The sequence below is a fragment of the Pseudomonas sp. H9 genome, from assembly GCF_004353925.1.
Lineage (GTDB): Bacteria > Pseudomonadota > Gammaproteobacteria > Pseudomonadales > Pseudomonadaceae > Aquipseudomonas.
The window spans coordinates 1-19,344 of record NZ_SMOK01000002.1 but is presented as its reverse complement, the minus strand read 5'-3'; the positions used below and the strand labels follow the sequence as shown (position 1 = coordinate 19,344).

17 protein-coding genes and 2 pseudogenes are annotated in these 19,344 nt (G+C 60.7%); 8 read left to right on the top strand and 11 right to left on the bottom strand.

What is annotated here, in order from left to right:
- Positions 1-61 precede the first annotated feature (61 nt).
- On the top strand, positions 62-502 hold the full coding sequence (locus E1573_RS00100; RefSeq protein ID WP_133209391.1) for a universal stress protein: 441 nt from the start codon (positions 62-64) through the stop codon (positions 500-502).
- A gap of 356 nt (positions 503-858) precedes the next feature.
- Here E1573_RS00100 and E1573_RS00095 read toward each other — a convergent pair whose 3' ends face one another.
- The 4 genes from E1573_RS00095 to E1573_RS00080 are packed head-to-tail and all read right to left on the bottom strand — an operon-like array spanning position 859 to position 5,651.
- Positions 859-1,740, bottom strand: a complete 882-nt coding sequence (locus E1573_RS00095; protein WP_133209389.1) for an HlyD family secretion protein — start codon at positions 1,738-1,740, stop codon at positions 859-861.
- 11 nt (positions 1,741-1,751) lie between these two features.
- Positions 1,752-1,952 (bottom strand): DUF1656 domain-containing protein, encoded by a 201-nt coding sequence (locus E1573_RS00090; protein ID WP_038607063.1) that lies wholly within the window; start codon positions 1,950-1,952, stop codon positions 1,752-1,754.
- Positions 1,942-4,128, bottom strand: a complete 2,187-nt coding sequence (locus E1573_RS00085; RefSeq protein ID WP_133209387.1) for an FUSC family protein — start codon at positions 4,126-4,128, stop codon at positions 1,942-1,944. Before E1573_RS00085 ends, E1573_RS00090 begins: the two co-directional genes overlap by 11 nt.
- Complete coding sequence (locus tag E1573_RS00080; RefSeq protein WP_133209385.1) at positions 4,125-5,651, bottom strand: efflux transporter outer membrane subunit; 1,527 nt, start codon at positions 5,649-5,651, stop codon at positions 4,125-4,127. The genes E1573_RS00085 and E1573_RS00080 overlap by 4 nt, the downstream gene beginning before the upstream one ends.
- Positions 5,652-5,837: 186 nt before the next feature.
- Between E1573_RS00080 and E1573_RS00075 the strand changes: the two genes are divergently transcribed.
- Positions 5,838-6,785, top strand: a complete 948-nt coding sequence (locus E1573_RS00075) for a LysR family transcriptional regulator (RefSeq protein ID WP_133209383.1) — start codon at positions 5,838-5,840, stop codon at positions 6,783-6,785.
- Between the two features lie 190 nt (positions 6,786-6,975).
- The gene (locus tag E1573_RS00070; protein ID WP_133209381.1) at positions 6,976-7,947 is read left to right on the top strand and encodes a D-glycerate dehydrogenase; all 972 of its coding nucleotides are present in this window, start codon (positions 6,976-6,978) and stop codon (positions 7,945-7,947) included.
- A 25-nt stretch (positions 7,948-7,972) separates the two neighbouring features.
- Here E1573_RS00070 and E1573_RS00065 read toward each other — a convergent pair whose 3' ends face one another.
- Entirely contained in the window at positions 7,973-8,890 is a 918-nt protein-coding gene (locus E1573_RS00065) for a DMT family transporter (RefSeq protein ID WP_133209379.1), read from the bottom strand.
- A gap of 137 nt (positions 8,891-9,027) precedes the next feature.
- Here E1573_RS00065 and E1573_RS00060 point away from each other — a divergent pair, with 137 nt between their 5' ends.
- Positions 9,028-9,903 carry a helix-turn-helix domain-containing protein gene (locus tag E1573_RS00060; protein ID WP_133209377.1) on the top strand — a complete coding sequence of 292 codons (876 nt, stop codon included), beginning with the start codon at positions 9,028-9,030 and terminating at the stop codon, positions 9,901-9,903.
- 1 nt (position 9,904) lies between these two features.
- Here E1573_RS00060 and E1573_RS00055 read toward each other — a convergent pair whose 3' ends face one another.
- The 4 genes from E1573_RS00055 to E1573_RS00040 form a co-directional block, all read right to left on the bottom strand.
- A complete protein-coding gene (locus tag E1573_RS00055) occupies positions 9,905-10,231 on the bottom strand; it encodes a DUF3325 domain-containing protein (RefSeq protein ID WP_133209375.1) in 327 nt (108 codons plus the stop codon).
- Positions 10,231-11,823 (bottom strand): PepSY domain-containing protein, encoded by a 1,593-nt coding sequence (locus E1573_RS00050; protein ID WP_133209373.1) that lies wholly within the window; start codon positions 11,821-11,823, stop codon positions 10,231-10,233. The genes E1573_RS00055 and E1573_RS00050 overlap by 1 nt, the downstream gene beginning before the upstream one ends.
- Positions 11,823-12,125 (bottom strand): DUF3649 domain-containing protein, encoded by a 303-nt coding sequence (locus E1573_RS00045; protein ID WP_133209371.1) that lies wholly within the window; start codon positions 12,123-12,125, stop codon positions 11,823-11,825. The genes E1573_RS00050 and E1573_RS00045 overlap by 1 nt, the downstream gene beginning before the upstream one ends.
- Positions 12,126-12,200: 75 nt before the next feature.
- A complete protein-coding gene (locus E1573_RS00040; protein WP_133209369.1) occupies positions 12,201-14,171 on the bottom strand; it encodes a ligand-gated channel protein in 1,971 nt (656 codons plus the stop codon).
- A gap of 217 nt (positions 14,172-14,388) precedes the next feature.
- On the opposite strand from E1573_RS00040, the gene E1573_RS00035 reads away from it, so the two are divergent.
- The 4 genes from E1573_RS00035 (at position 14,389) to E1573_RS00020 (ending at position 18,829) form a co-directional block, all read left to right on the top strand.
- Positions 14,389-14,883, top strand: a complete 495-nt coding sequence (locus E1573_RS00035) for a sigma-70 family RNA polymerase sigma factor (RefSeq protein ID WP_133209367.1) — start codon at positions 14,389-14,391, stop codon at positions 14,881-14,883.
- Positions 14,880-15,815 carry a DUF4880 domain-containing protein gene (locus E1573_RS00030; RefSeq protein WP_133209365.1) on the top strand — a complete coding sequence of 312 codons (936 nt, stop codon included), beginning with the start codon at positions 14,880-14,882 and terminating at the stop codon, positions 15,813-15,815. Before E1573_RS00035 ends, E1573_RS00030 begins: the two co-directional genes overlap by 4 nt.
- Positions 15,816-15,905: 90 nt before the next feature.
- Positions 15,906-18,245 carry a TonB-dependent Fe(3+) dicitrate receptor FecA gene (gene fecA / locus E1573_RS00025; RefSeq protein WP_133209363.1) on the top strand — a complete coding sequence of 780 codons (2,340 nt, stop codon included), beginning with the start codon at positions 15,906-15,908 and terminating at the stop codon, positions 18,243-18,245.
- 176 nt (positions 18,246-18,421) lie between these two features.
- Positions 18,422-18,829, top strand: a complete 408-nt coding sequence (locus tag E1573_RS00020) for an HPF/RaiA family ribosome-associated protein (RefSeq protein ID WP_133209361.1) — start codon at positions 18,422-18,424, stop codon at positions 18,827-18,829.
- Positions 18,830-18,915: 86 nt separating this feature from the next.
- Here E1573_RS00020 and E1573_RS00015 read toward each other — a convergent pair.
- Positions 18,916-19,110 (bottom strand): annotated as a pseudogene (locus tag E1573_RS00015) (phosphate-starvation-inducible protein PsiE); the annotation flags it as partial.
- Positions 19,111-19,179: 69 nt separating this feature from the next.
- Positions 19,180-19,344, bottom strand: a pseudogene (locus E1573_RS00010) (phosphate-starvation-inducible protein PsiE); the annotation flags it as partial.

The following is a 19,344-nucleotide window of genomic DNA, read 5'->3' as shown; positions in this document are numbered from 1 at the left end:
TTATCTGAGCCAATGCCTGACCAACAATGCTCGGCTTGATAGTGGCCCAGTGGAGCCGTGCATGCTCAGTCCCGTCTTGATCGCCATCGATGGCTCCAACGCTTCCCATGCCTTGCTGCAGCTTGCACAACAGTACTGCCAGCCCGAACGCCATCGCCTGCATGTGGTGCTGGCCATCGACACGGCCTTTACCGTAGGCAGCATCGGCCTGTACGAACAGCAGGAGTACCCGGCGGCCAGCGACGAGCAGCGCCATGCCAACCTGGCGGTGCAATCGGCAGCGCAACGGCTGCAGGACATGGGATTCGCCAGTGACGGTGCGCTGGTTCAGGGTGATCCGGTCAGCGTAATTGTCAGTGAAGCACAGCGGCTCGGCTGTGCCTTGATTGTCATGGGACATCGCCACCTGAGCCGCCTGGGGCGCTTGCTTGATCCGTCGATCAGCAGCAAGGTGATTGATCAGGTGGATTGCCCAGTGTTGGTGGATTCGCGAAGCACCTGACTGTGGGAGCTGGCTTGGCCCGCGATTGCAGTCTTTCAGGCGCACCGCATCGCGGGGCAAGCCCGCTCCCACAGGATTGGATGTCAGCCCTCTGTGGGAGCTGGCTTGCCCTGCGATTGCAGTTTTTCTGGCACACCGCATCGCGGGGCAAGCCCGCTCCCACAGGATTGGATGTCAGCCCTCTGTGGGAACTGGCTTGCCCTGCGATTGCAGTCTTTCAGGCGCACCGTATCGCGGGGCAAGCCCGCTCCCACAGGATTGGATGTCAGCCCTCTGTGGGAGCTGGCTTGCCCTGCGATTGCAGTTTTTCTGGCGCACCGCATCGCGGGGCAAGCCCGCTCCCACAGGATTGGATGTCAGCCCTCTGTGGGAGCTGGCTTGCCCTGCGACGGCTTCACTACCACTGTGCAGGTGGTACCCGCAGCCAGCAAAAAGCCTTCCGGCACTTCATCGATATGAATGCGCACTGGCACCCGCTGGGCCAGGCGCACCCAGTTGAAGGTCGGGTTAACGTCGGCAATCAGCTCACGGCTCTCCGGGTTGTCGCGGTCGTAGATGCCCCGGGAAATGCTCTCGACATGGCCCTGCAGCACTTCGCCGCTCATCATTTGCAGTTCAGCCTGATCTCCGACTTTCACCCGTGGCAGCTTGGTTTCTTCAAAGAAGCCATAAACCCAGAACGAGTCTTTATCGACCACCGCCATTTTCGGCTCGCCAGTGCGCGCATAGTCGCCTCGGTGCACGTTGAGGTTGGTCACGTAGCCATCGACGGTGGCCAGAATTCTGGTGCGTTTGAGGTCCAGTTCAGCGGCTGCCAGTTGCGCCTGGGCATGCTGGTAATCGGCCAGGGCCGAATTGGCGATGTTGCTGGCGTCGTCACGGTTCTCGCGAGAGATCACCAGGTTGTCGAGGTCGGCACGCCGGTTGGCATTGACCTTACGCATCTCCCAGGTGGCCTTGCGTGAGGCCACCAACGCCTGCGCCTGTTTAACCGCCACTTCGTAGTGCTCAGGGTCGATCTGCATCAGCAGGTCGCCCTTCTTCACCAACTGGTTGTCACGCACCGGCACATCGACTACATACCCCGGTACGTCCGCAGCTACGTTGATGATGTCGGCGCGCACCCGCCCGTCGCGGGTCCAGGGGGTATTCATGTAGTGCACCCAGAGCTGGCGGCCGATCACCACGGCAGCAGCCAATACAAGCAAGGTGGCGATCAGGCTGAAAAACTTTTTCATCAACAGGGGTCTCAACGGTAGAGAGTCAGGGCCATGGATCCGAACAAACAAATGAACAGGCACAGGCGCAGCAACGCCGGATGCCAGAAGAAGCGGTAGCCGTCATAACTGGCGATGAACCGGTCCAGGCCCCAGGCAAGCCCGGCGGCGAACAGGAACATCAGGGTCATGGTCGGCATGTAGACGCCATGGAAGGCGATTTCACGGGGCATGGGGCAGTCCTTGGGCCGGGGCCAATGCGGCCAGCGGCGACTGAGGGTCGAGCAACGAGGTACGGATGAAATGCAGGTAGCTCTGCACCCGGCGCAGTGCCGAGGTGTCGAAGTGGCGGGCAAACGGCTCATCGGTGGCCTGCACCCGGCTGATGGCGTGATCTACCGCCACCAGGGCACGTTCGTGGTTACTTACACTCGGTTGCAGGAACAAACGCGCCAGCGCCCGGCCCATGACCCGGATTGCCTGACGCCAGGGTTGTGATTCGGCATAGCACGGGTGCACCGGCAGGATCGCCTGCTCTTTGCGCAGCTCGATGATCGCGTGGCCCACCTCCAACACCAGGAACATCCAACGCAAGAGGCTGCTCTGCACCTGAGGTTTACCGGCAGCCAGGCCATAGGCCTGGTGTAGCAGATCGCGGGTGCGGCTCTCGAAGGCCGAGCCCAGGCCACGCAGGCGCCCGGTGATGGCGAACAGCACCTGACTGCGCAGGTCATGCTCCAGGCGGCTCCACAACCAACGGCTGTTCGGCGGCAGGATGATCGCGCCGGCTGCTGCGCATACCAGCATGCCGATGACCATGGCGATGTAGTCGTTGATGAAATTGTACGGATTGTACACCGTGAGGTTGTCTGGCACCGAGCCGGTGGCAAAGAAGATCAGCAGGCCCAGACCGACCCCGGCATACGCCGGGCGCGACGCCAGGAAGGCCCCGAGCACGAACACCGGCGCAAGCACCAGGCAGAGCAAGGGGAAGCCGTCGATCCACGGGAACACGAAGAAGGTCTCGAAAAAGCCGATGAAGGCACCAATCAAGGTGCCGCAGGCCATCTGAAACGACATCCGCTTGGGGTTCGGCGAAGCCGCCGACAGGCCTACGGTGGCCGCTGCGATCAGGGTCATCATTGCCCCGCTTGGCCAAGCGGTGAGGATCCAGAAACTGCCCAACACCAGCAAAATGAATGAGGCGCGTAAACCGGCGGCCAGCGACACCATCCAGTTGGTCTGTGCCACATAAGGCTCGTCCCATTGCTCACGGGCATGGTTGTGCTCGGCCAGCGAGGCATGGGTCAGGGCATAGCTGTGCACATCATCGACAAAGCGATAGAGCAGCTCGTAAGCCGTATGGAAGTCGAGCAGGTCGGCATCGCTCGGCCCGGTTTCGACGTAGGCAGCACGCAGGCTGCGCACGCGCTCCGGCAAGCCATCCTTGTAGGCAGCCAGTTGCTCGGCCAGCCGCGCCGCATCAGCGCTGGTCAAGGCCCGCCCGGCATAAGCCTCAAGCAATTCGGCCAAGGCCGCCAGGCCTGGTTCAATTGCCGTGACGATCTGCAACGGCCCACGCAGGCGCAGGCGTTCAAGCAACTGGTGCAAGGCGTTGAAACGCGTGGTGATGGCCATGAACTCGCTGTTCATACGACCCAGGCGGCCATTGCGCCGGCGCATGTGCGGGTCTTCGAACGCGGTAACGTTGCGCAGGCTTTCCAAGCCGACCGCCTCGGCGATAAAGCGCACGTTGCTACTTTCGAAGCGATCACGCTGGCTTTCGCCGCGCAGGCCTTCAACGACAAAACCGGCGAACACGCCAAAACGCTGGTACAGGGCATTGCGCATCGCCACACCGGCCGACTGCGGCAAGATCGCGGCGCTGACCAGGGTCGACACCAGAATGCCCAGAGAGATCTCCAGCACCCGCCAGACCGCGGCCATGAACGCGCCGTCAGGGTGTTGCAAGACCGGCAAACCAACCATTGCAGCGGTGTAGCCGGCAAGCACGAAGCCATAAGCCTGAAAGGTGCGGTAGCGCATGGCCCCGGCGGAACACAGGCCAACCCAGATGGCGAGGCTCGGCAGGAACAACTCGGTGTTCTGCGGAAACAACGCAATCAACAGCACCATCATCGATGAGCCGGCCAAGGTGCCGAGCAAACGCCAGAAACTCTTGGCGAACACATGCCCGCTCTGCGGCTGCATGACGATGAACACGGTGATCATCGCCGTGCGCGGCTGCGGCAATTCCAGGCGCATGGCCAGCCACAGAGTCAGAAACGCTGCGCTGAGCACCTTGAAGATGTACACCCAGGTCACGCCATCGGTGCGTGCCCACTCGAAAAAACCACGGCGCCACTCAAGGGATGCCAACCAGCGAAATGGCAGTGTCAGTGCGCTCATTCGGCGTGATCCGGCTTGTCGAAGATCGCCAGGGTCGCCGGCGTTTTTGGCGCCTGCTGTTTATCTTCACTCGGTACGTCATTACCGGCGCCCAAACCGCCACCCAGCGCAGTAACCAGCTCGGCATGGGCACTCAGGCGTGCAGCCTGGACCTGCTGCTGGATCTGCTGCTGGCGGAACAGCAAAGTCTGGGCGTTGAGCACATTGAGGTAATCGGTCAGGCCTCGCTGGAAGGCGATCATGGCAATGTCGTAGGTCTTCTGCGCCGAGGCCACCGACTCCGCTGCAAAATGCTGCTGCTCGTTCATCGACTCACGGCGAATCAACTGGTCGGCAATGCCCTTGAGTGCGTTGACCACCGTCTGGTTGTAATGCGCGACGGCGATGTCATACCCCGCCGACGCCACACCCAACTGCGAACGCAGACGGCCGCCATCAAACACCGGCAGGCTGATCGCCGGGCCGACGTTGTAGTTGAACTTGCGCCCGGTCAGAAACTCCAGCGCACCGCCGCCGGTGGCCATGAAACCGAGGCCACCGACCAAATCGACGTTGGGGAAGAACCCGGCGTGAGCGACATCAATGCCTCGGGCTTGCGCCGCAACCTGCCAGCGACTGGCGACCACATCGGGGCGCTGGCCCACCAGTTCGGCAGGCAGCGTCGATGGCAGTTTCAAGGCTGCGCCGAGCGACAGTTGCGGCCGCTGCACCTGCGCGCCCTCGCCCGGGCCTTTACCGGCCAATGCCGCCAGTTGGTTACGCGCCAGGGCAATTTCTTCGTTCAAGGCATCAAGCTGACGGTGGGTTTCCGGCAGCGGCGTCTGCGCCTGACTGACTTCGAAGTGGGTACCAATGCCACCGGCCAGGCGGCGTTCGGCCAGGGCCAGAATCTGCTCTTGTTGCTCAAGCTCGGCTTTGACGATATCGCGCTGGGCAAAGTGCAGTGACAGCTGGATGTACACCTTGACGATGTTGTTCTGCAATTCCAGCTGAGCCTGACGCAACTGCGCCGCACTCATATGAGCCATGTCCACGGCCTGCTCGCTGGCATTGCGTTCACGTCCCCAGAGATCCAGGGCGTAGCTGAAGCCCAACGCGGCGTTGTTGTCCCAGGTATTGGCCCCCGACAAGGCGCCAGGGCCGTAGAACTGGTCTTCCGGCCAGTTATGGCGCTTGAGCGTCGACTCGCCGTTGACCTGCAGTTTCTCGGCAGACTCGACCACACCGGCCATGGCCTTGGCCTCGCGCACTCGCGCAGCGGCCATGGCCATTGTCGGGCTGTTACTGACGGCCAGGGCAATCCAGCGATCCAGTTGTGGATCGCCATAGGCGCGCCACCACTGCTGGTCAGGCCAGTGGGCATCCTGGGCGGCCTCGCGGATCGCCTCAGAGGTGGTCAGGGTATTGGCTTGCAGCGTCTTGCTTTGCGGGGCAATGCCCCAGGTTCCGATACAGCCGCTCAAGGTCAAGCTAAAGGCACAGACACTGAGCGCATTCAGCGCTCTGATGATGCGACGCGGCACAGCTGCGAATTCCCGACGTAGAAGGTGGATGACGCTTGGAGACGCAATTCTAGGGGGCAGCTGCACTGGCGATAAGCGTGTATTACTGCGAATCTTTGTTACGAAAACGGCGATAATCCGGCTTTAGTCTGAAGACCGCCCCGGTTACTTCATGTCACAATTTGTCGTCTACTTTGAGAGCGACCCATGGACACCCTGCAAAACATGCGTGCTTTTAGTTGCGTAGCGCAAGTCGGCAGCTTTACTGCCGCGGCCGTGCAACTGGATACGACCACCGCCAACGTCTCGCGGGCGGTCTCCAATCTTGAAGCCCATCTGCAAACACGCCTGCTCAACCGCACCACCCGACGCATCGCCCTGACTGAAGCTGGCAAGCGTTACCTGATGCGTTGTGAACAGATTCTGACCTATGTCGAAGAAGCCGAAGCCGAGGCCAGCGACGCCCACGCGCGCCCGGCCGGGCAGTTGAAGGTGCATTCGATGACAGGCGTCGGCCAGCATTTCGTCATCGATGCCATCGCCCGCTACCGCGAAACCCACCCGGACGTAACCTTCGACCTGACCATGGCCAACCGCGTGCCGGACTTGCTCGACGAGGGCTATGACGTGTCCATCGTGCTGGCCAGCGAGCTGCCGGACTCGGGCTTTGTGTCTCAGCGCCTGGGCATCACCTACAGCATCGTCTGCGCCTCGCCCGACTATGTGAAACAGCACGGTGTGGCCCATAAGCCCAGCGACTTGCTCAACCACGCCTGCCTGCGCATGGTCAGCCCAGTGATTCCGCTGGAAAAATGGTTGTTCGACGGCCCGGAAGGCCAGGAGATGGTCAACATCACCCAGGCGCCGTTCCAGGTGAACTCGGCTGATGCAATGAAAACCGCGATCCGCAGTGGCATGGGCGTTGGCGTACTGCCGATCTACTCGGCCATCGACGGGCTGCGTGACGGCTCACTGGTGCGGGTGATGCCGGACTACCGCTTGCAGGAACTGAACCTGTACGCGATCTACCCATCGCGCCAGTACCTGGATGCCAAGATCAAAACCTGGGTGGAGTACCTGCGTAACTCGTTGCCGGAAATCCTCGCCGCCCATGAAGCCGACCTCAAGACCCACGAGCTGCTGATCGCCAACTGAAATCTGACTGGTAGGAGCGGGCTTGCTGTGGGAGCGGGCTTGCCCCGCGATAGCGATCTGTCAGTCACACCGAATCGCGGGGCAAGCCCGCTCCTACAGCAAGTCCGCCAGTACAGAAATCTTGCTGCACAGAGGCGGTAGAGAATGATAGCGTGCTACCCATTCTTCACCGCCAGCAGAGATTTCGCAGATGAAAAAGACTGTCCTCGCCTTCAGCCGTATCACTCCGGCGATGGCCGAACGCCTGCAGCAAGACTTCAACGTAATCGTCCCCAACCCCAAGCTCGGCGACATCAGCGCGCAATTCAACGAAGCTTTGCCCGAGGCCCACGGCCTGATCGGTGTGGGGCGCAAGCTCGGTGAAGCACAACTGGCCAATGCCGCCAAGTTGGAGGTGGTATCCAGCGTCTCGGTGGGCTACGACAACTACGACCTGAACTACCTCAACGCGCGCGGCATTGCCCTGACCAACACCCCCGACGTGCTCACCGAAAGCACCGCTGACCTCGGCTTCGCGCTGTTGATGGGCAGCGCCCGGCGTGTTGCTGAACTCGATGCCTGGACCAAGGCCGGGCAATGGCAGGCCACCGTCGGCCCGGCCCAGTTCGGCAGCGATGTACACGGTAAAACCCTGGGTATCGTTGGCCTGGGCAACATCGGCGCAGCCATCGCCCGCCGTGGCCGCTTTGGCTTCAACATGCCGATCATCTACAGCGGCAACTCACGCAAGACCGCACTGGAACAGGAACTCGGCGCCCAGTTCCGCAGCCTGGACGAACTGTTGGCCGAAGCCGATTTCGTCTGCCTGGTGGTACCGCTGGGTGCCCAGACCAAGCACCTGATCAGCAGCCGTGAACTGCAGTTGATGAAATCCAGCGCCTTCCTGATCAACGTGTCCCGTGGGCCGGTGGTTGACGAAGCGGCGCTGGTTGAGGCCCTGCGTACCGGCACCATCCGTGGTGCCGGCCTGGACGTGTATGAGAAAGAGCCGCTGACTGAATCGCCGCTGTTCCAGTTGCCTAATGCCCTGACCCTGCCGCACGTAGGCTCGGCAACTGCCGAAACCCGCGAAGCCATGGCCAACCGCGCTATCGACAACCTGCGTAGCGCCCTGCTCGGCGAGCGTCCGCGGGATCTGGTTAATCCGCAGGTTTGGAAGTAACTGCTTTCGCGGGGCAAGCCCGCTCCTACAGAGCTTTCACCGATCCCTGTGGGAGCGGGCTTGCCCCGCGATCTGGCTTAGCCTTCCGAAACACCAACACATTCCCCAACATCACCAACACCAAACCAAACAGCGCCGGGGCCGTCCACTGATAGCCCTCATAGAACGCCGACACATTCAACGCCACCAGCGGGAACAACACGGTGCAATACGCCGCACGCTCCGGCCCCATGCGCCCAACCAAGGTCAGGTAGGCCGTAAAGCCGATCACCGAGCCCGGAATCACCAAGTAGAGCAACGAGCCGATGTAGCGCGTATTCCATTCCATATCGAACGGAATGCCACTGACCAGGCAATAAATTGCAAGCATCCCGGCCCCATACAACATGCCCCAGGCGTTGGTAGTCATTGGCCGCAAGCCAGCCTTCTGCTGCAAACTCGACAGCATGTTGCCCGCCGAAAAACACAAAGTGCCAAGCAACGCCAGGCCCAGACCGATCAGGGTTTCACGGCTGGCGGTATGGCCTGACAGTTCCGGCCAGAACAAAAAGCCAAGGCCGATCAATCCCAACGCACCACCACCGAGCACATTGGCGGCGATTTTTTGGCCGAAGAACACTCGGGCGTTCAGCGCATTCCATAAGGTAGCGGTGGAAAACACCACAGCGATCAGCCCGGTGGGAACCCACTGGCTGGCGGTCAGAAAGCACATGAAGTTGACGCAGAACAGGCAAAAACCCTGCGCAAGGCAGACACCGTGGCCGCGCCGGTTCATCGGCTGCAGGCGGCGGCTGAACAACAAGATGACAAACAGGATCAATCCCGCCAGGGCGAAGCGATAGACAATCGACACCGGAATGGCGACCACACCCAACTGCAGTTTCAGGGCGATCCAGGTGGTGCCCCAGATCAATACGGTCAGTAAATACAACGTCAGGTTCATGGCCTTACTCCTCGACTTCAGGCCTTAAGTCTCCTGCCGCAAGCAGCCTGCGCGCTTGCAGATTCTTGCGCTTTTGCACGGCTCACTGCTGTCAGGCCTTGTCTGGCAGCGTAGGATGAAGGCCTGAGGAGTCGCTGATGAACGCACTGGATCAACTGCAAGTTTTCAAAGCCATGCACGACTCGCCCCATGCCCGCCTGGAGCACAGCGCGCAGTTGGGCGACGGCCTGGCTGCAGCCCTGTGGAACAACCGTCACGATGCCCGCGACTACGAAGCGCCCAGCCACCACACGTTGTCGTGCTATATCGCCGACGGCACCGGCACCTTCCGCCGTGAACAACCCGGCCTCAAAGGTGCGCCCGACAAACTGTGCATCATGCCCGCAGGTTCGGCATCGCACTGGGTGGTCAATGGCTCGATCCGCCTTGCTCATCTGTATATCAGCCAGGAACAATTCGCCCTGGGCTGCATCCGCCTGCTCGACCGCGAACCACGTGAGCTGCAATTGCAGGAAGCGACCTTCCTTGACGACCCTGTGCAAGCACAGCGCTTTCACCAATTGATTGATTTGGATTGGGACGAGCCCGGCGAGCGCCTGCTGACCAGCACCCTGGCCCACGACATTCTCGACCACGCCGTGCTCAGCCAGGTTGGCCTGCGCCAGGGCCTGCGCTTGAAAGGTGGCCTGGCGGCGCACCAACGCCGACAGTTGTGCGATTACATTGAAGCGCACCTGGACCAACCCTTGACCCTCGGTGAGCTGGCCGCCCTGTGCAACTTGTCCGAATACCATTTCGCACGAATGTTCCGCGCGAGCTTCGGCCTACCGCCCCACCAATACCTGTTGGCCCGGCGCCTGGCCACGGCGCGGCAGTTGCTGCGCTTTGGCGAGTTGGCCTTGGGCGAAATCGCCCTGCGCTGCGGTTTTGCCAGTGCCAGCCATTTCAGCAACCGTTTTCGCCAGGCACTTGGGGCGACGCCGGGTGAGTATAGGGCCGCCTTCAGGCCCTAACTTACTGAGGCAGTATCAGCATTACCGGCCCCAGCACCAGGCTGAGGCCAAGCAACCCGAGCAACAACCGTGGTTGATACGGCAGTAGGAACACCCACAGGGTGCCCCCTGCCATCAACACTGCAAACCATTCAACCAGGCCCATGGCCCAACCGCTGTGACGCACAGCCAAAGCCAGCGCCAGCAACTGCAACAACCAGCCTCCGATACGCAAGATGCGTAAGCGCGCACTGCTGGGTGTGGCGCCAAGCAATTCCTTGTAATGCTTCTCCATGGCCAGGCACAGGCAGGCAAAGCCAGCAAAACCGAACAGGGTAACGGCGAGCATCAGCTGACCTCACTTTCGATCAGGGTGGCCTTAGCGGCCTTGGCAGCGTTAGCAGCCTTGGGGGCGCGCTTGGCTGCCACCACCGGTGGCCGCTGCATCTTGCGTGCGCCCCAGGCGAAGAACAGGCCACAACCCAATGCAGTCAGGTCGAAGCCGGCCATGGCCCAGTCGCCTGCAGGAATCGCCTGCATCAACCCCTGCTCCGTGGTCAATTGATTGAGTAGCGGCAAACCGGCCCACAACAGCGCAGCCAACCATAGCTGTTCCGCCCAGGCGCGACGCCCCGGTCGCAGCATGGCGTGTACCAGCGCCAGCCCCCACAGCAGGAAGAAACTGTTGACCTCCCAACCCGCACGACCTTCCAGGCCCACCGGCAGCAATCGGTTAGCCCAGAAGAACGCCGCCACGCCCAGCAACAGGCCACTCATGCTGGCGATGTTCAATACTTCTACCAGACGCAATTCGAAAGGCTGCGTACCGCTCTTGGCATGCTTGAGCTGACGCTTGCCCAGCCACATCACCAGGCCAGTGCCAATCACCGCTGTGCCGAGCACGCCAAAGAAGAAGTAAAGCCAGCGCAGCCACGGCTCGGCGAACTTGCCCATGTGCAAACCATACATGCCACCGACGATCAGCACCGGGACAGACTCGGCCTTATTGCCACCGAGCAAGTCGCCGTTGACGCCATCGAAAGTCCAGCCACCGCCCCGCTTGTAGGCAATCCGATCACCACCATGATGCGAGAAACGCACGCGGGCGTTCTGGTCGCCGGGGTTTTGTACCTCGATCCAGCCCACGCGAGTGCCGGGCACTTGCTCCTGGACTTGCTGATACAGCGTCGGCAATGGCAACAGCGGCGCGGCAGTACCGGCCGCCTTGAGCTGTTCGGGCGCGCCGAACAAGTCATTGAAAAAGCCGCGGGTGTTGTCGCCATAGCTGGCAATGATGCTCGCCGGCATCACCAGCGACATGAAGATCACCAGGCTGCTGTAGCTGATCATCAAGTGAAACGGCAGCGCCAGAACGCCAATCGCGTTGTGCCCATCCAGCCAGGAGCGCTGGCCTTTGCCTGGGCGGAAGGTGAAGAACTCCTTGAAGATCTTCTTGTGGATAATGATGCCGGTCACCAGCCCGATGAACATGATCAGCGCGGCAAACGTCGACAACCAGCGGCCCCAGGGGTGAGGCATTTCCAGCTGAAAATGGAAGCGGTAGAAGAATTCACCGCCGCGGGTTTCACGGGCCTGCACCTCAGCGCCAGTGGCAGGGTCGAGGGTTTTATCGACAAAACCGCGTGGCCCTGCACCCTCTGCGCTCCAGCCGACACTCAAGCCGGGTTCACGCGCTTCTGGCAGGCGGATGAACCAACTGCGCGCGTTGGGTGCATGCTGCTCCAGATAGTCCTGCGCCAAGGCCAGGCTGCTCATGGGCTCCAGCGCGCGCGCTTTCACCTCAGGCTTGGCCCAGTGATTGATCTCTTCCTTGAAGTACGACATCGTCCCGGTGAGGAAGATCGCAAACAGCAACCACCCGAATATCAGCCCGGTCCAGGTGTGCAGCCAGGCCATGGCCTGGCGAAAGCCCTCTTTCATCAGTTCTTCATCCAGTAAGCCAGACCGTTGATCACCCCGAGCACCAGGCTCGGCAGCAACACACCCTGCCAGGCCTGCCAGGCACTGCGGCTGGCAAAGCACCAGAGAAAGGCTACCAAGTAGAACAAGAAGGACAGCATCATGCCGGTGAGCACGGCTTCTGCTTTGGGCATCGGTGCCAACAGGGTGACACAGACGCTGGCCATGGCCGCCAGCAAATACCCCCCGAACACAGCGGCCAGGCAGCGTGAGGTCACAGCCAGGCGATAATTCAGGGGCAAGCCGGCGGCTTTGCTTTTCATGGCGTCCATTCCTAGTGAAGAGGAAGCCAATAATAATGAGTTATATTCTCATATGCAAAGCCGCAGGCCTGATTGTCAGAACGACAGATCGATACCGACGGTGTAACGACGACCATCCAGCACGGTCTGGTAATTCTCGTAATCGACTTCCTTGTTGAACACGTTGTAGACGCCCGCCAGCAGCTTCACGTTCTTGGTCACCCGGTAGGTGCCGCCGAGGTCGACAAAGGTGTAAGACGGTGTGCCATCGGACATGGTGGTGCGGCCCAGGTAGTCAGACGTCTTGCCGCGGTAGTTCAGGCGCGCCCAGGTACCCAGTTGGTCGGTGGTCTGCCAGTCCAGGGTGGCGTTGACCATATGCCGTGGCATCTGGTTCAGGGCTTTGCCCTTCTGTGGGCCGCTCTTCTGCTCGGAGTCGGTGAAGGTGTAGTTGGTGGCGAGCTTCAGCGCCTGGGTGATGTCCCAATCCAGCGTCGCTTCAATACCGCGCATCTGTGCTTCATCGACGTTCACCCGGTCACTGATGAACTTGTACGAGGTCCCGCCGATCTGGCACTGCCCCGAGGCACCGCCAGTGCTGTCGGTGCAACGGCGGGTTTCGGTGATCTTGTCTTTGAAGTCGGTGTTGAACACGGTCAAACCCGTGGAGAACCCTTCCAGGTTGTCCCAGATCACGCCGATTTCCTGGCTCAGGCTCTTTTCCGGCTTGAGGTTGGAGTTACCCACAATGATTGCCGGGTCGCCACCACCGCCAGTGATCTGCCCCCAGTCATCCACGGCCGCGCGGATGTCCGGCGAACGATAGCCGCTGGACACACCACCTTTGACGGTCCAGTGCTCGGTTGGGTGATACACGCCGTACAAGCGTGGCGACCAATGTGTACCGTAGTTTTCGTCTTTATCCATACGAATGCCACCGGTCAACGCGAACGCCTCGGTCAGACGCCATTCGTCTTCAGCAAACAGCGCCCACGACCAACGCGTCAGCTGGTTGACGTCGGAGGCTGCGGCCAGTTGGTTACCTTCGTCGGTCAGGTCTTCGTACTTGTACGAGCCACCGATGGTGGTGATGTGCGAATCGCTGAAGAACGACACCTGCGAGTTGAGCACGGTGTTCTCCAGCTCCATGCGCCGGCCCGGGTTCTCGATCTTCTCGCGCTGCAGGTAGCTGTCAGTGGTGATGCTTTCCCAGCGACCAGAGTGACTGATGGCGAAGTTGGTGCGCTCGTAGTCACTGAAGCTGTCGGAGGAACGCGCCGACTTGCCTTTGTGCGCATTACGCTCCTGCTCAGACTTACCCGCCTCGAAGGTGATGTCGTTGTGTTCGTCAGGGGTGAACGACAGCTTGGCCGTGCCGCTGTCGGTGCTCTGCTCGTTAAAACCGTTGGTAAAGTCGTCTTCGTCACGGTTCGAGGTTTGACCATAGAGCTGCAAACCGACCAGATTCTCGATCAGCGGCCCGGAGACGAAGGCGCTGGTGCTGTTGTAGTCACCCGAGTCGGAACGGTCCTGGAAGGTGGCTTCGCTACGCACACCGCCGTACCAGTTCGGCGTGACTTTACGGGTGATGATGTTGATCACCCCGCCCATCGCGTCGGAGCCATACAACGACGACATCGGCCCGCGCACCACTTCAATACGCTCAATCGCTTCCAGCGGCGGCATCCAGCCTTGCTCGATCCCCGCGCCATCACTGTTCGGACGGGTAGCCCGTGAGTCCTGACGTTTGCCATCAACCAGCATCAGCGTGTACTTGGAGGCCATGCCGCGAATACTGATGTCGCTGGAACTGGCGCCACCGGTAACCACTACGCCCGGAACGTCTTTCAGAGCATCGGTCACATCACGGTAGGACTTGTTCTCGATCTGCTCGCGGGTAATCACCGAGATCGACGCCGGCGCATCTTTGATTTGCTGAGAGAAACCGGAAGCAGTGACCACTACGTTGTCCAGTTCCATCGGCTTCTGCTCGTTGGCACTGGCGTGGTTGGTGTACAGCGAGCAGAGGGTGAGCGCGAGACAGGAGCGGGTGAAAAGCGGGGACACGTAGAACTCTCCCTGAGAAAAGTAAAGATTGGGTAAAGATACTCAGGGAGCGAATGCTATTTATTCTCAAATGAGAGTACAGCTTATTTACGTTATTTACATTTTCCACCCTCCGTTTTTGCCGTCAGTCTGCGTCTGATTGCCGAACCGCCACGGGAAGCACTACAATGCGAACAATTCTTATTCTGTTGCGCATCACGGCGCCGGAGTGTTCACGGTGCCCAGTGCCTCCCCTTCCTCGCTCGAAGGCCTTTACCACGCCCATCACAACTGGTTGACCGGCTGGCTGCGTCAACGCCTGGGCTGCCCGGACAACGCCGCAGACCTGGCCCACGACACCTTCATGCGCCTGTTGCAGGCCCGAGAAACACCCGTGCTCAACGAGCCGCGGGCATTCCTGACCACCGTGGCCAAACGCGTGCTGTTCAACCACTACCGACGTCAAGACATCGAGCGCGCTTACTACCAGGCGTTGGCACAACTGCCAGAAGAGTTGGTGCCGTCGGAGGAACACCGGGCGATCATCTTTGAGACCCTGCTGGAACTCGACCGCCTGCTCGATGGCTTGGCCCCGGTGGTCAAACGCGCGTTCCTGCTGGCCCAGGTCGATGGTTTGAGCTACGGCGAAATCGCCGCCCAGCTCAATATCTCCCTGGCCACGGTCAAGCGTTACCTGAACAAGGCAGCCCTGCGCTGTTACTTTGCCCTGTGAACAGCGCCCAACAGACGTTCTCGCCGCAGGTGGCCGAGCAGGCTGTGCACTGGCTCATCGAACTGCAGGGCGGAGCACTCGATCCGCGCCAACAGCAAGCACTGCAGCAATGGCTGCAAGCCCATGAAGAACACCGCCGGGCGTGGGAGCACATCCAACGCGTCAACCAGCGCCTACGTGGTTTGTCTTCGCCGCTGGCCCATGCGGCGTTGCAAGCGCCGCAGTCAGCCAGCCGTCGCCGGGCACTCAAGGCCTTGCTGATTCTGGGGGTAGGAGGCAGCGTTGGCTTGACCCTGCACCAACACAATCCATTGCCCACCTTGCTGGCCGATTACCGCAGCCCAGTGGGCGAGCGACGTCGCCAACCATTGGACGACGGCAGCCTGCTACACCTGAACACCCGCAGCGCCGCCGATGTGCAGTTCGATGCTCAGCTACGCCTGGTGCGCCTGCTTGAAGGTGAAATACAGCTCACCGTCGCTGACGATACCCGCCCGCTGCACCTGCTCACCGACTTCGGCCTGCTGCAACTCGAAAGCGGTCGATACAACCTGCGCCAGTACCCCCATTACAGCCAGCTCAGCGTTCACCAAGGCAGCGCCAGCCTTGCCGGCCAACCCCTGGCCGCCGGGCGCCAGGCTCGCTTCAACGGCCCGCAGTGGCAGGCCACGCAGTTAATCGACAGCAATGCCGGGGCGTGGGTCGACGGCATGCTGGTGGCTGCGCACATGCGCTTGGGCGACTTCCTCGACGAGTTGGGCCGTTACCGCCGTGGCCAGCTCAACTGTGCCCCTGAAGTGGCCGACCTGCTGATTTCCGGCAGTTATCCGCTGGCCGACAGCGAACGTATTCTCGACCTGCTGGAAGTTGCCCTGCCGGTACGTGTGCGGCGCTTTACCCGCTACTGGGTGACGGTCGAAGCACGGGCCTGAAAAAAACTTCAAACCACCTGAGCTGTTTTTCCATCTCGCGTGACAGAGAAGGCAGAACCCTTTGCTTTGACCTTCTCAAGGACACCTTGCATGCCCCTTCGACCCAGCCCACTGGCCCAGGCCCTTCGTCCACTGCTGTTCGGCATCGGCCTGAGCGTTGTCACTGTTCCTGCCCTGGCCGAACAAGCCACTGCACGCACTTACCATATCGCCCCGATGTCGCTGGAAAGTGCCCTGAACCAGTTCGGCCGGGAAAGCGGTGTACTGATCTCGTTCGGCTCGCAAGTGACCAGTGGTGTGCAAAGCCCCGGCCTGCAAGGTCAATACAGCCCACAGCAGGGCCTGGACGCTTTGCTGCAAGGCAGTGGCCTGCAAGCGCGTGCCGAAGGCGAAAACGCCTTCAGCCTGCAACCGGCAACATCTGCCAGTGCCCCGGTAGAACTGGGCACTTCGACCGTGGTCGGTGACTGGTTGGGGGTCGCTCAGCAAGACAACGTCTTCGAGCATCCCGGCGCGCGCGACGTGATCCGCCGTGAAGAATTCGAACGCCAAGGCGCCACCACCGCCCGCGAAGTGCTTAACCGTATTCCCGGTGTCAACGCACCAGACAATAACGGCACCGGCAGCCACGACATGGCCCTGAACTTCGGTATTCGTGGCCTCAACCCGCGCCTGGCATCACGTTCTACCGTGCTGATGGACGGCATCCCTGTTCCCTTCGCGCCGTATGGCCAGCCACAGTTGTCGTTCGCGCCGATCAGCATGGGCAACATGGATGCCGTGGACGTCGTTCGTGGGGGTGGCGCGGTGCGCTACGGCCCGCAGAACGTCGGCGGCATCGTCAACTTCGTGACCCGGGCGATTCCAGACGAACCGACCGTCAAGGCAGGCTTCCAGACCCAGACCAGCCCGTCTTCCAGCCATGACGGCTTCAAGACCAGCGCCAACCTGCTCGCCGGCGGCACCAACGACAACGGCCTGGGCGGCGCCCTGCTGTACTCCGGCACCCGTGGCGGCGACTGGCGCGAACACAGCGACACGCAGATCGACGACCTGATCCTCAAAGGTAAACTGCAGCTCGACGAGGCCAACAGCCTGCACGCCATGGCCCAGTATTACGAAGGTGAAGCACAGATGCCCGGCGGTCTGAGCGTTGCCGATTACGACGCCGACCCGTACCAGTCGACGCGACTTGACGACAAGTTCTGGGGTCGCCGGACCATGTTCAACCTCGGCTACGACTACCAGGAAGACGCTCGCCAATTCAGCGTCAACAGCTTCTTCACCAAGACCTTGCGCAGCGGTTATCTCGACCAGGGCAGCTTCATTTCGCTGTCGCCCCGCGAGTACTGGGTACGCGGCATCGAAACGCGCTTCTCGCAAGGTTTCGCCCTCGGTGAAAGCTGGCATGAAGTGGGTATCGGCTACCGCTACGTCAACGAAGCCAGCCACGAACTGCGCTACCGTGAGCCGATCAGCGCCGATCAGTTGCCTACCACCGCCAGCCGCAAAGACCGTGACACCCGTGGTAGCACCGATGCTCACGCGATCTTCCTCGATGACCGTATCGACATTGGCCAGTGGACCATCACCCCGGGCATCCGCTACGAAATGATCGACTCCGAGCAGGCCAACAAAATCAGCGGCGTGCGTTACCAGGGCGACTACAACACCGCACTGCCAGCACTGAACGTGATGTATCACCTGACCGACAGCTGGAATCTGTACGCCAACACCGAAGGCTCGTTTGGCAGTGTGCAGTACAGCCAGATGCCCAACCGGGTCAGCAGCGGTGAAGTGAAACCGGAAAAGGCCCGCACCTGGGAACTGGGTACGCGCTATGACGACGGTGTGTTGCAGGCGGAAATCGGCGCGTTCCTGATCAACTTCGACAACCAGTACGAAAGCAACCAGACCAACGACTCGGTGATTGCCCGCGGCGAAACCCGCCATCAAGGAATCGAGACCAGCGTCAAGTACGCACTGGAAGGCCTGAACCCGGCACTGGCTGGTTTTGACGTGTATGCGACCTACGCCTTTGTCGATGCGAAAATCCGCGAAGACGGGCCGAACAAGGGCAATCGTGTGCCCTTCTCCTCGCGCCACAAAGGCACCCTGGGCATCGGTTACACCGAAGGCCCGTGGCAGCTGAACCTGGACAGCACCTACCAGAGCGACCAGTTCGCCGACAACGCCAACACCTCGACCGAAAGTGCCGATGGCAGCACCGGGCGCATCCCGGGCTACATGCTGTTCAGCAGCCGCGCGGGCTACGATTTTGGCCCGCAACTGGCGAACCTGAACGTGGCCGTTGGGGTGAAGAACATCCTCAATCACCAGTACTACACACGCTCCTTTGATGACAACAACAAAGGCAAGTACGTGGGTGAGCCTCGTACGGTATACCTACAGACTTCTGTCGCGTTTTGACCCAGCGCATGCAAAAGCCCGGCCGACGCCGGGCTTTTTGCAACAAGAAATTTATCTTTCAAAAGGGCTTGAAATGTTCGGCCAAGTGCCTGACCTTGTAGTCAAGAGGCGATGGTTTCCAGGCCGACAAGGCCCCATCGATTCTCTTGCGAGCTAGCTGAATAAGGGATTGAACTATGCAAATCCAAGTCAATAGCGACAACCATATTCAAGGCAACATTCGACTGGAAGAGTGGGTCCGTAGCACAGTAGAAAGCACGCTCGAACGATATGAAGAAGACCTCACCCGCGTAGAGGTCCACCTGCGAGACGAGAATGGCGCCAAGCCAGGTCCGCACGACAAACGCTGCCAGATGGAGGCACGCCCAAAAGGCCATCAACCGATTTCCGTGAGCCACACATCCGCATCCCTCGACCAGGCGGTCGATGGCGCCGCGATCAAGCTCAACCATGCACTGGAGCACTTCTACGGCAAACTGCGCAGCAAACGTGCGGTGGCCCAGCAAAGCATTGACGGTGCTCAGAACGACGGCTTGCTACAGGAAGAATTCCTCGAGAACGAGCAAGCGCGCAGCATCAGCTGAATAACACAACGCAGACGGTAAAAAGGCGAGCCCAATGGGCTCGCCTTTTTTATTGCAGGTGACACAAGCCCGCTCCCACCGTCTGGTTACTTGCTTTCTTCGATTTCTTTACCGCTGGCATCGATGGCTTTGGTCGACGGGTAGCGGTACGAGGCGTAACGCACCACCAGAATCGCGAAGGCCAACAGCAGGATACCGCCGCACACATACAGCAAGCCGACATCCGGCGCTTTGTGGTGCGAAACGTCGCCGATGAGCAAGCGGGTCAAGGCGGTGGGAGCGGGCTTGCCCCGCGATGCAATGTGCCTGACAAACTGCAATCGCGGGGCAAGCCCGCTCCCACCGTTTGGTTACTTGCTTTCTTCGATTTCTTTACCGCTGGCATCGATGGCTTTGGTCGACGGGTAGCGGTACGAAGCGTAACGCACCACCAGAATCGCGAAGGCCAACAGCAGGATGCCGCCGCACACATACAGCAAGCCGACATCCGGCGCTTTGTGGTGCGAAACGTCGCC

Excerpts from the sequence above, each read along its gene's own strand:
- E1573_RS00100 (WP_133209391.1), top strand. The coding sequence starts at position 62 with ATGCTCAGTCCCGTCTTGATCGCCATCGATGGCTCCAACGCTTCCCAT.
- E1573_RS00095 (WP_133209389.1), bottom strand. The coding sequence starts at position 1,740 with ATGAAAAAGTTTTTCAGCCTGATCGCCACCTTGCTTGTATTGGCTGCT.
- E1573_RS00090 (WP_038607063.1), bottom strand. The coding sequence starts at position 1,952 with ATGCCCCGTGAAATCGCCTTCCATGGCGTCTACATGCCGACCATGACC.
- E1573_RS00085 (WP_133209387.1), bottom strand. The coding sequence starts at position 4,128 with ATGAGCGCACTGACACTGCCATTTCGCTGGTTGGCATCCCTTGAGTGG.
- E1573_RS00075 (WP_133209383.1), top strand. The coding sequence starts at position 5,838 with ATGGACACCCTGCAAAACATGCGTGCTTTTAGTTGCGTAGCGCAAGTC.
- E1573_RS00070 (WP_133209381.1), top strand. The coding sequence starts at position 6,976 with ATGAAAAAGACTGTCCTCGCCTTCAGCCGTATCACTCCGGCGATGGCC.
- E1573_RS00065 (WP_133209379.1), bottom strand. The coding sequence starts at position 8,890 with ATGAACCTGACGTTGTATTTACTGACCGTATTGATCTGGGGCACCACC.
- E1573_RS00060 (WP_133209377.1), top strand. The coding sequence starts at position 9,028 with ATGAACGCACTGGATCAACTGCAAGTTTTCAAAGCCATGCACGACTCG.
- E1573_RS00055 (WP_133209375.1), bottom strand. The coding sequence starts at position 10,231 with ATGCTCGCCGTTACCCTGTTCGGTTTTGCTGGCTTTGCCTGCCTGTGC.
- E1573_RS00050 (WP_133209373.1), bottom strand. The coding sequence starts at position 11,823 with ATGAAAGAGGGCTTTCGCCAGGCCATGGCCTGGCTGCACACCTGGACC.
- E1573_RS00045 (WP_133209371.1), bottom strand. The coding sequence starts at position 12,125 with ATGAAAAGCAAAGCCGCCGGCTTGCCCCTGAATTATCGCCTGGCTGTG.
- fecA (WP_133209363.1), top strand. The coding sequence starts at position 15,906 with ATGCCCCTTCGACCCAGCCCACTGGCCCAGGCCCTTCGTCCACTGCTG.
- E1573_RS00020 (WP_133209361.1), top strand. The coding sequence starts at position 18,422 with ATGCAAATCCAAGTCAATAGCGACAACCATATTCAAGGCAACATTCGA.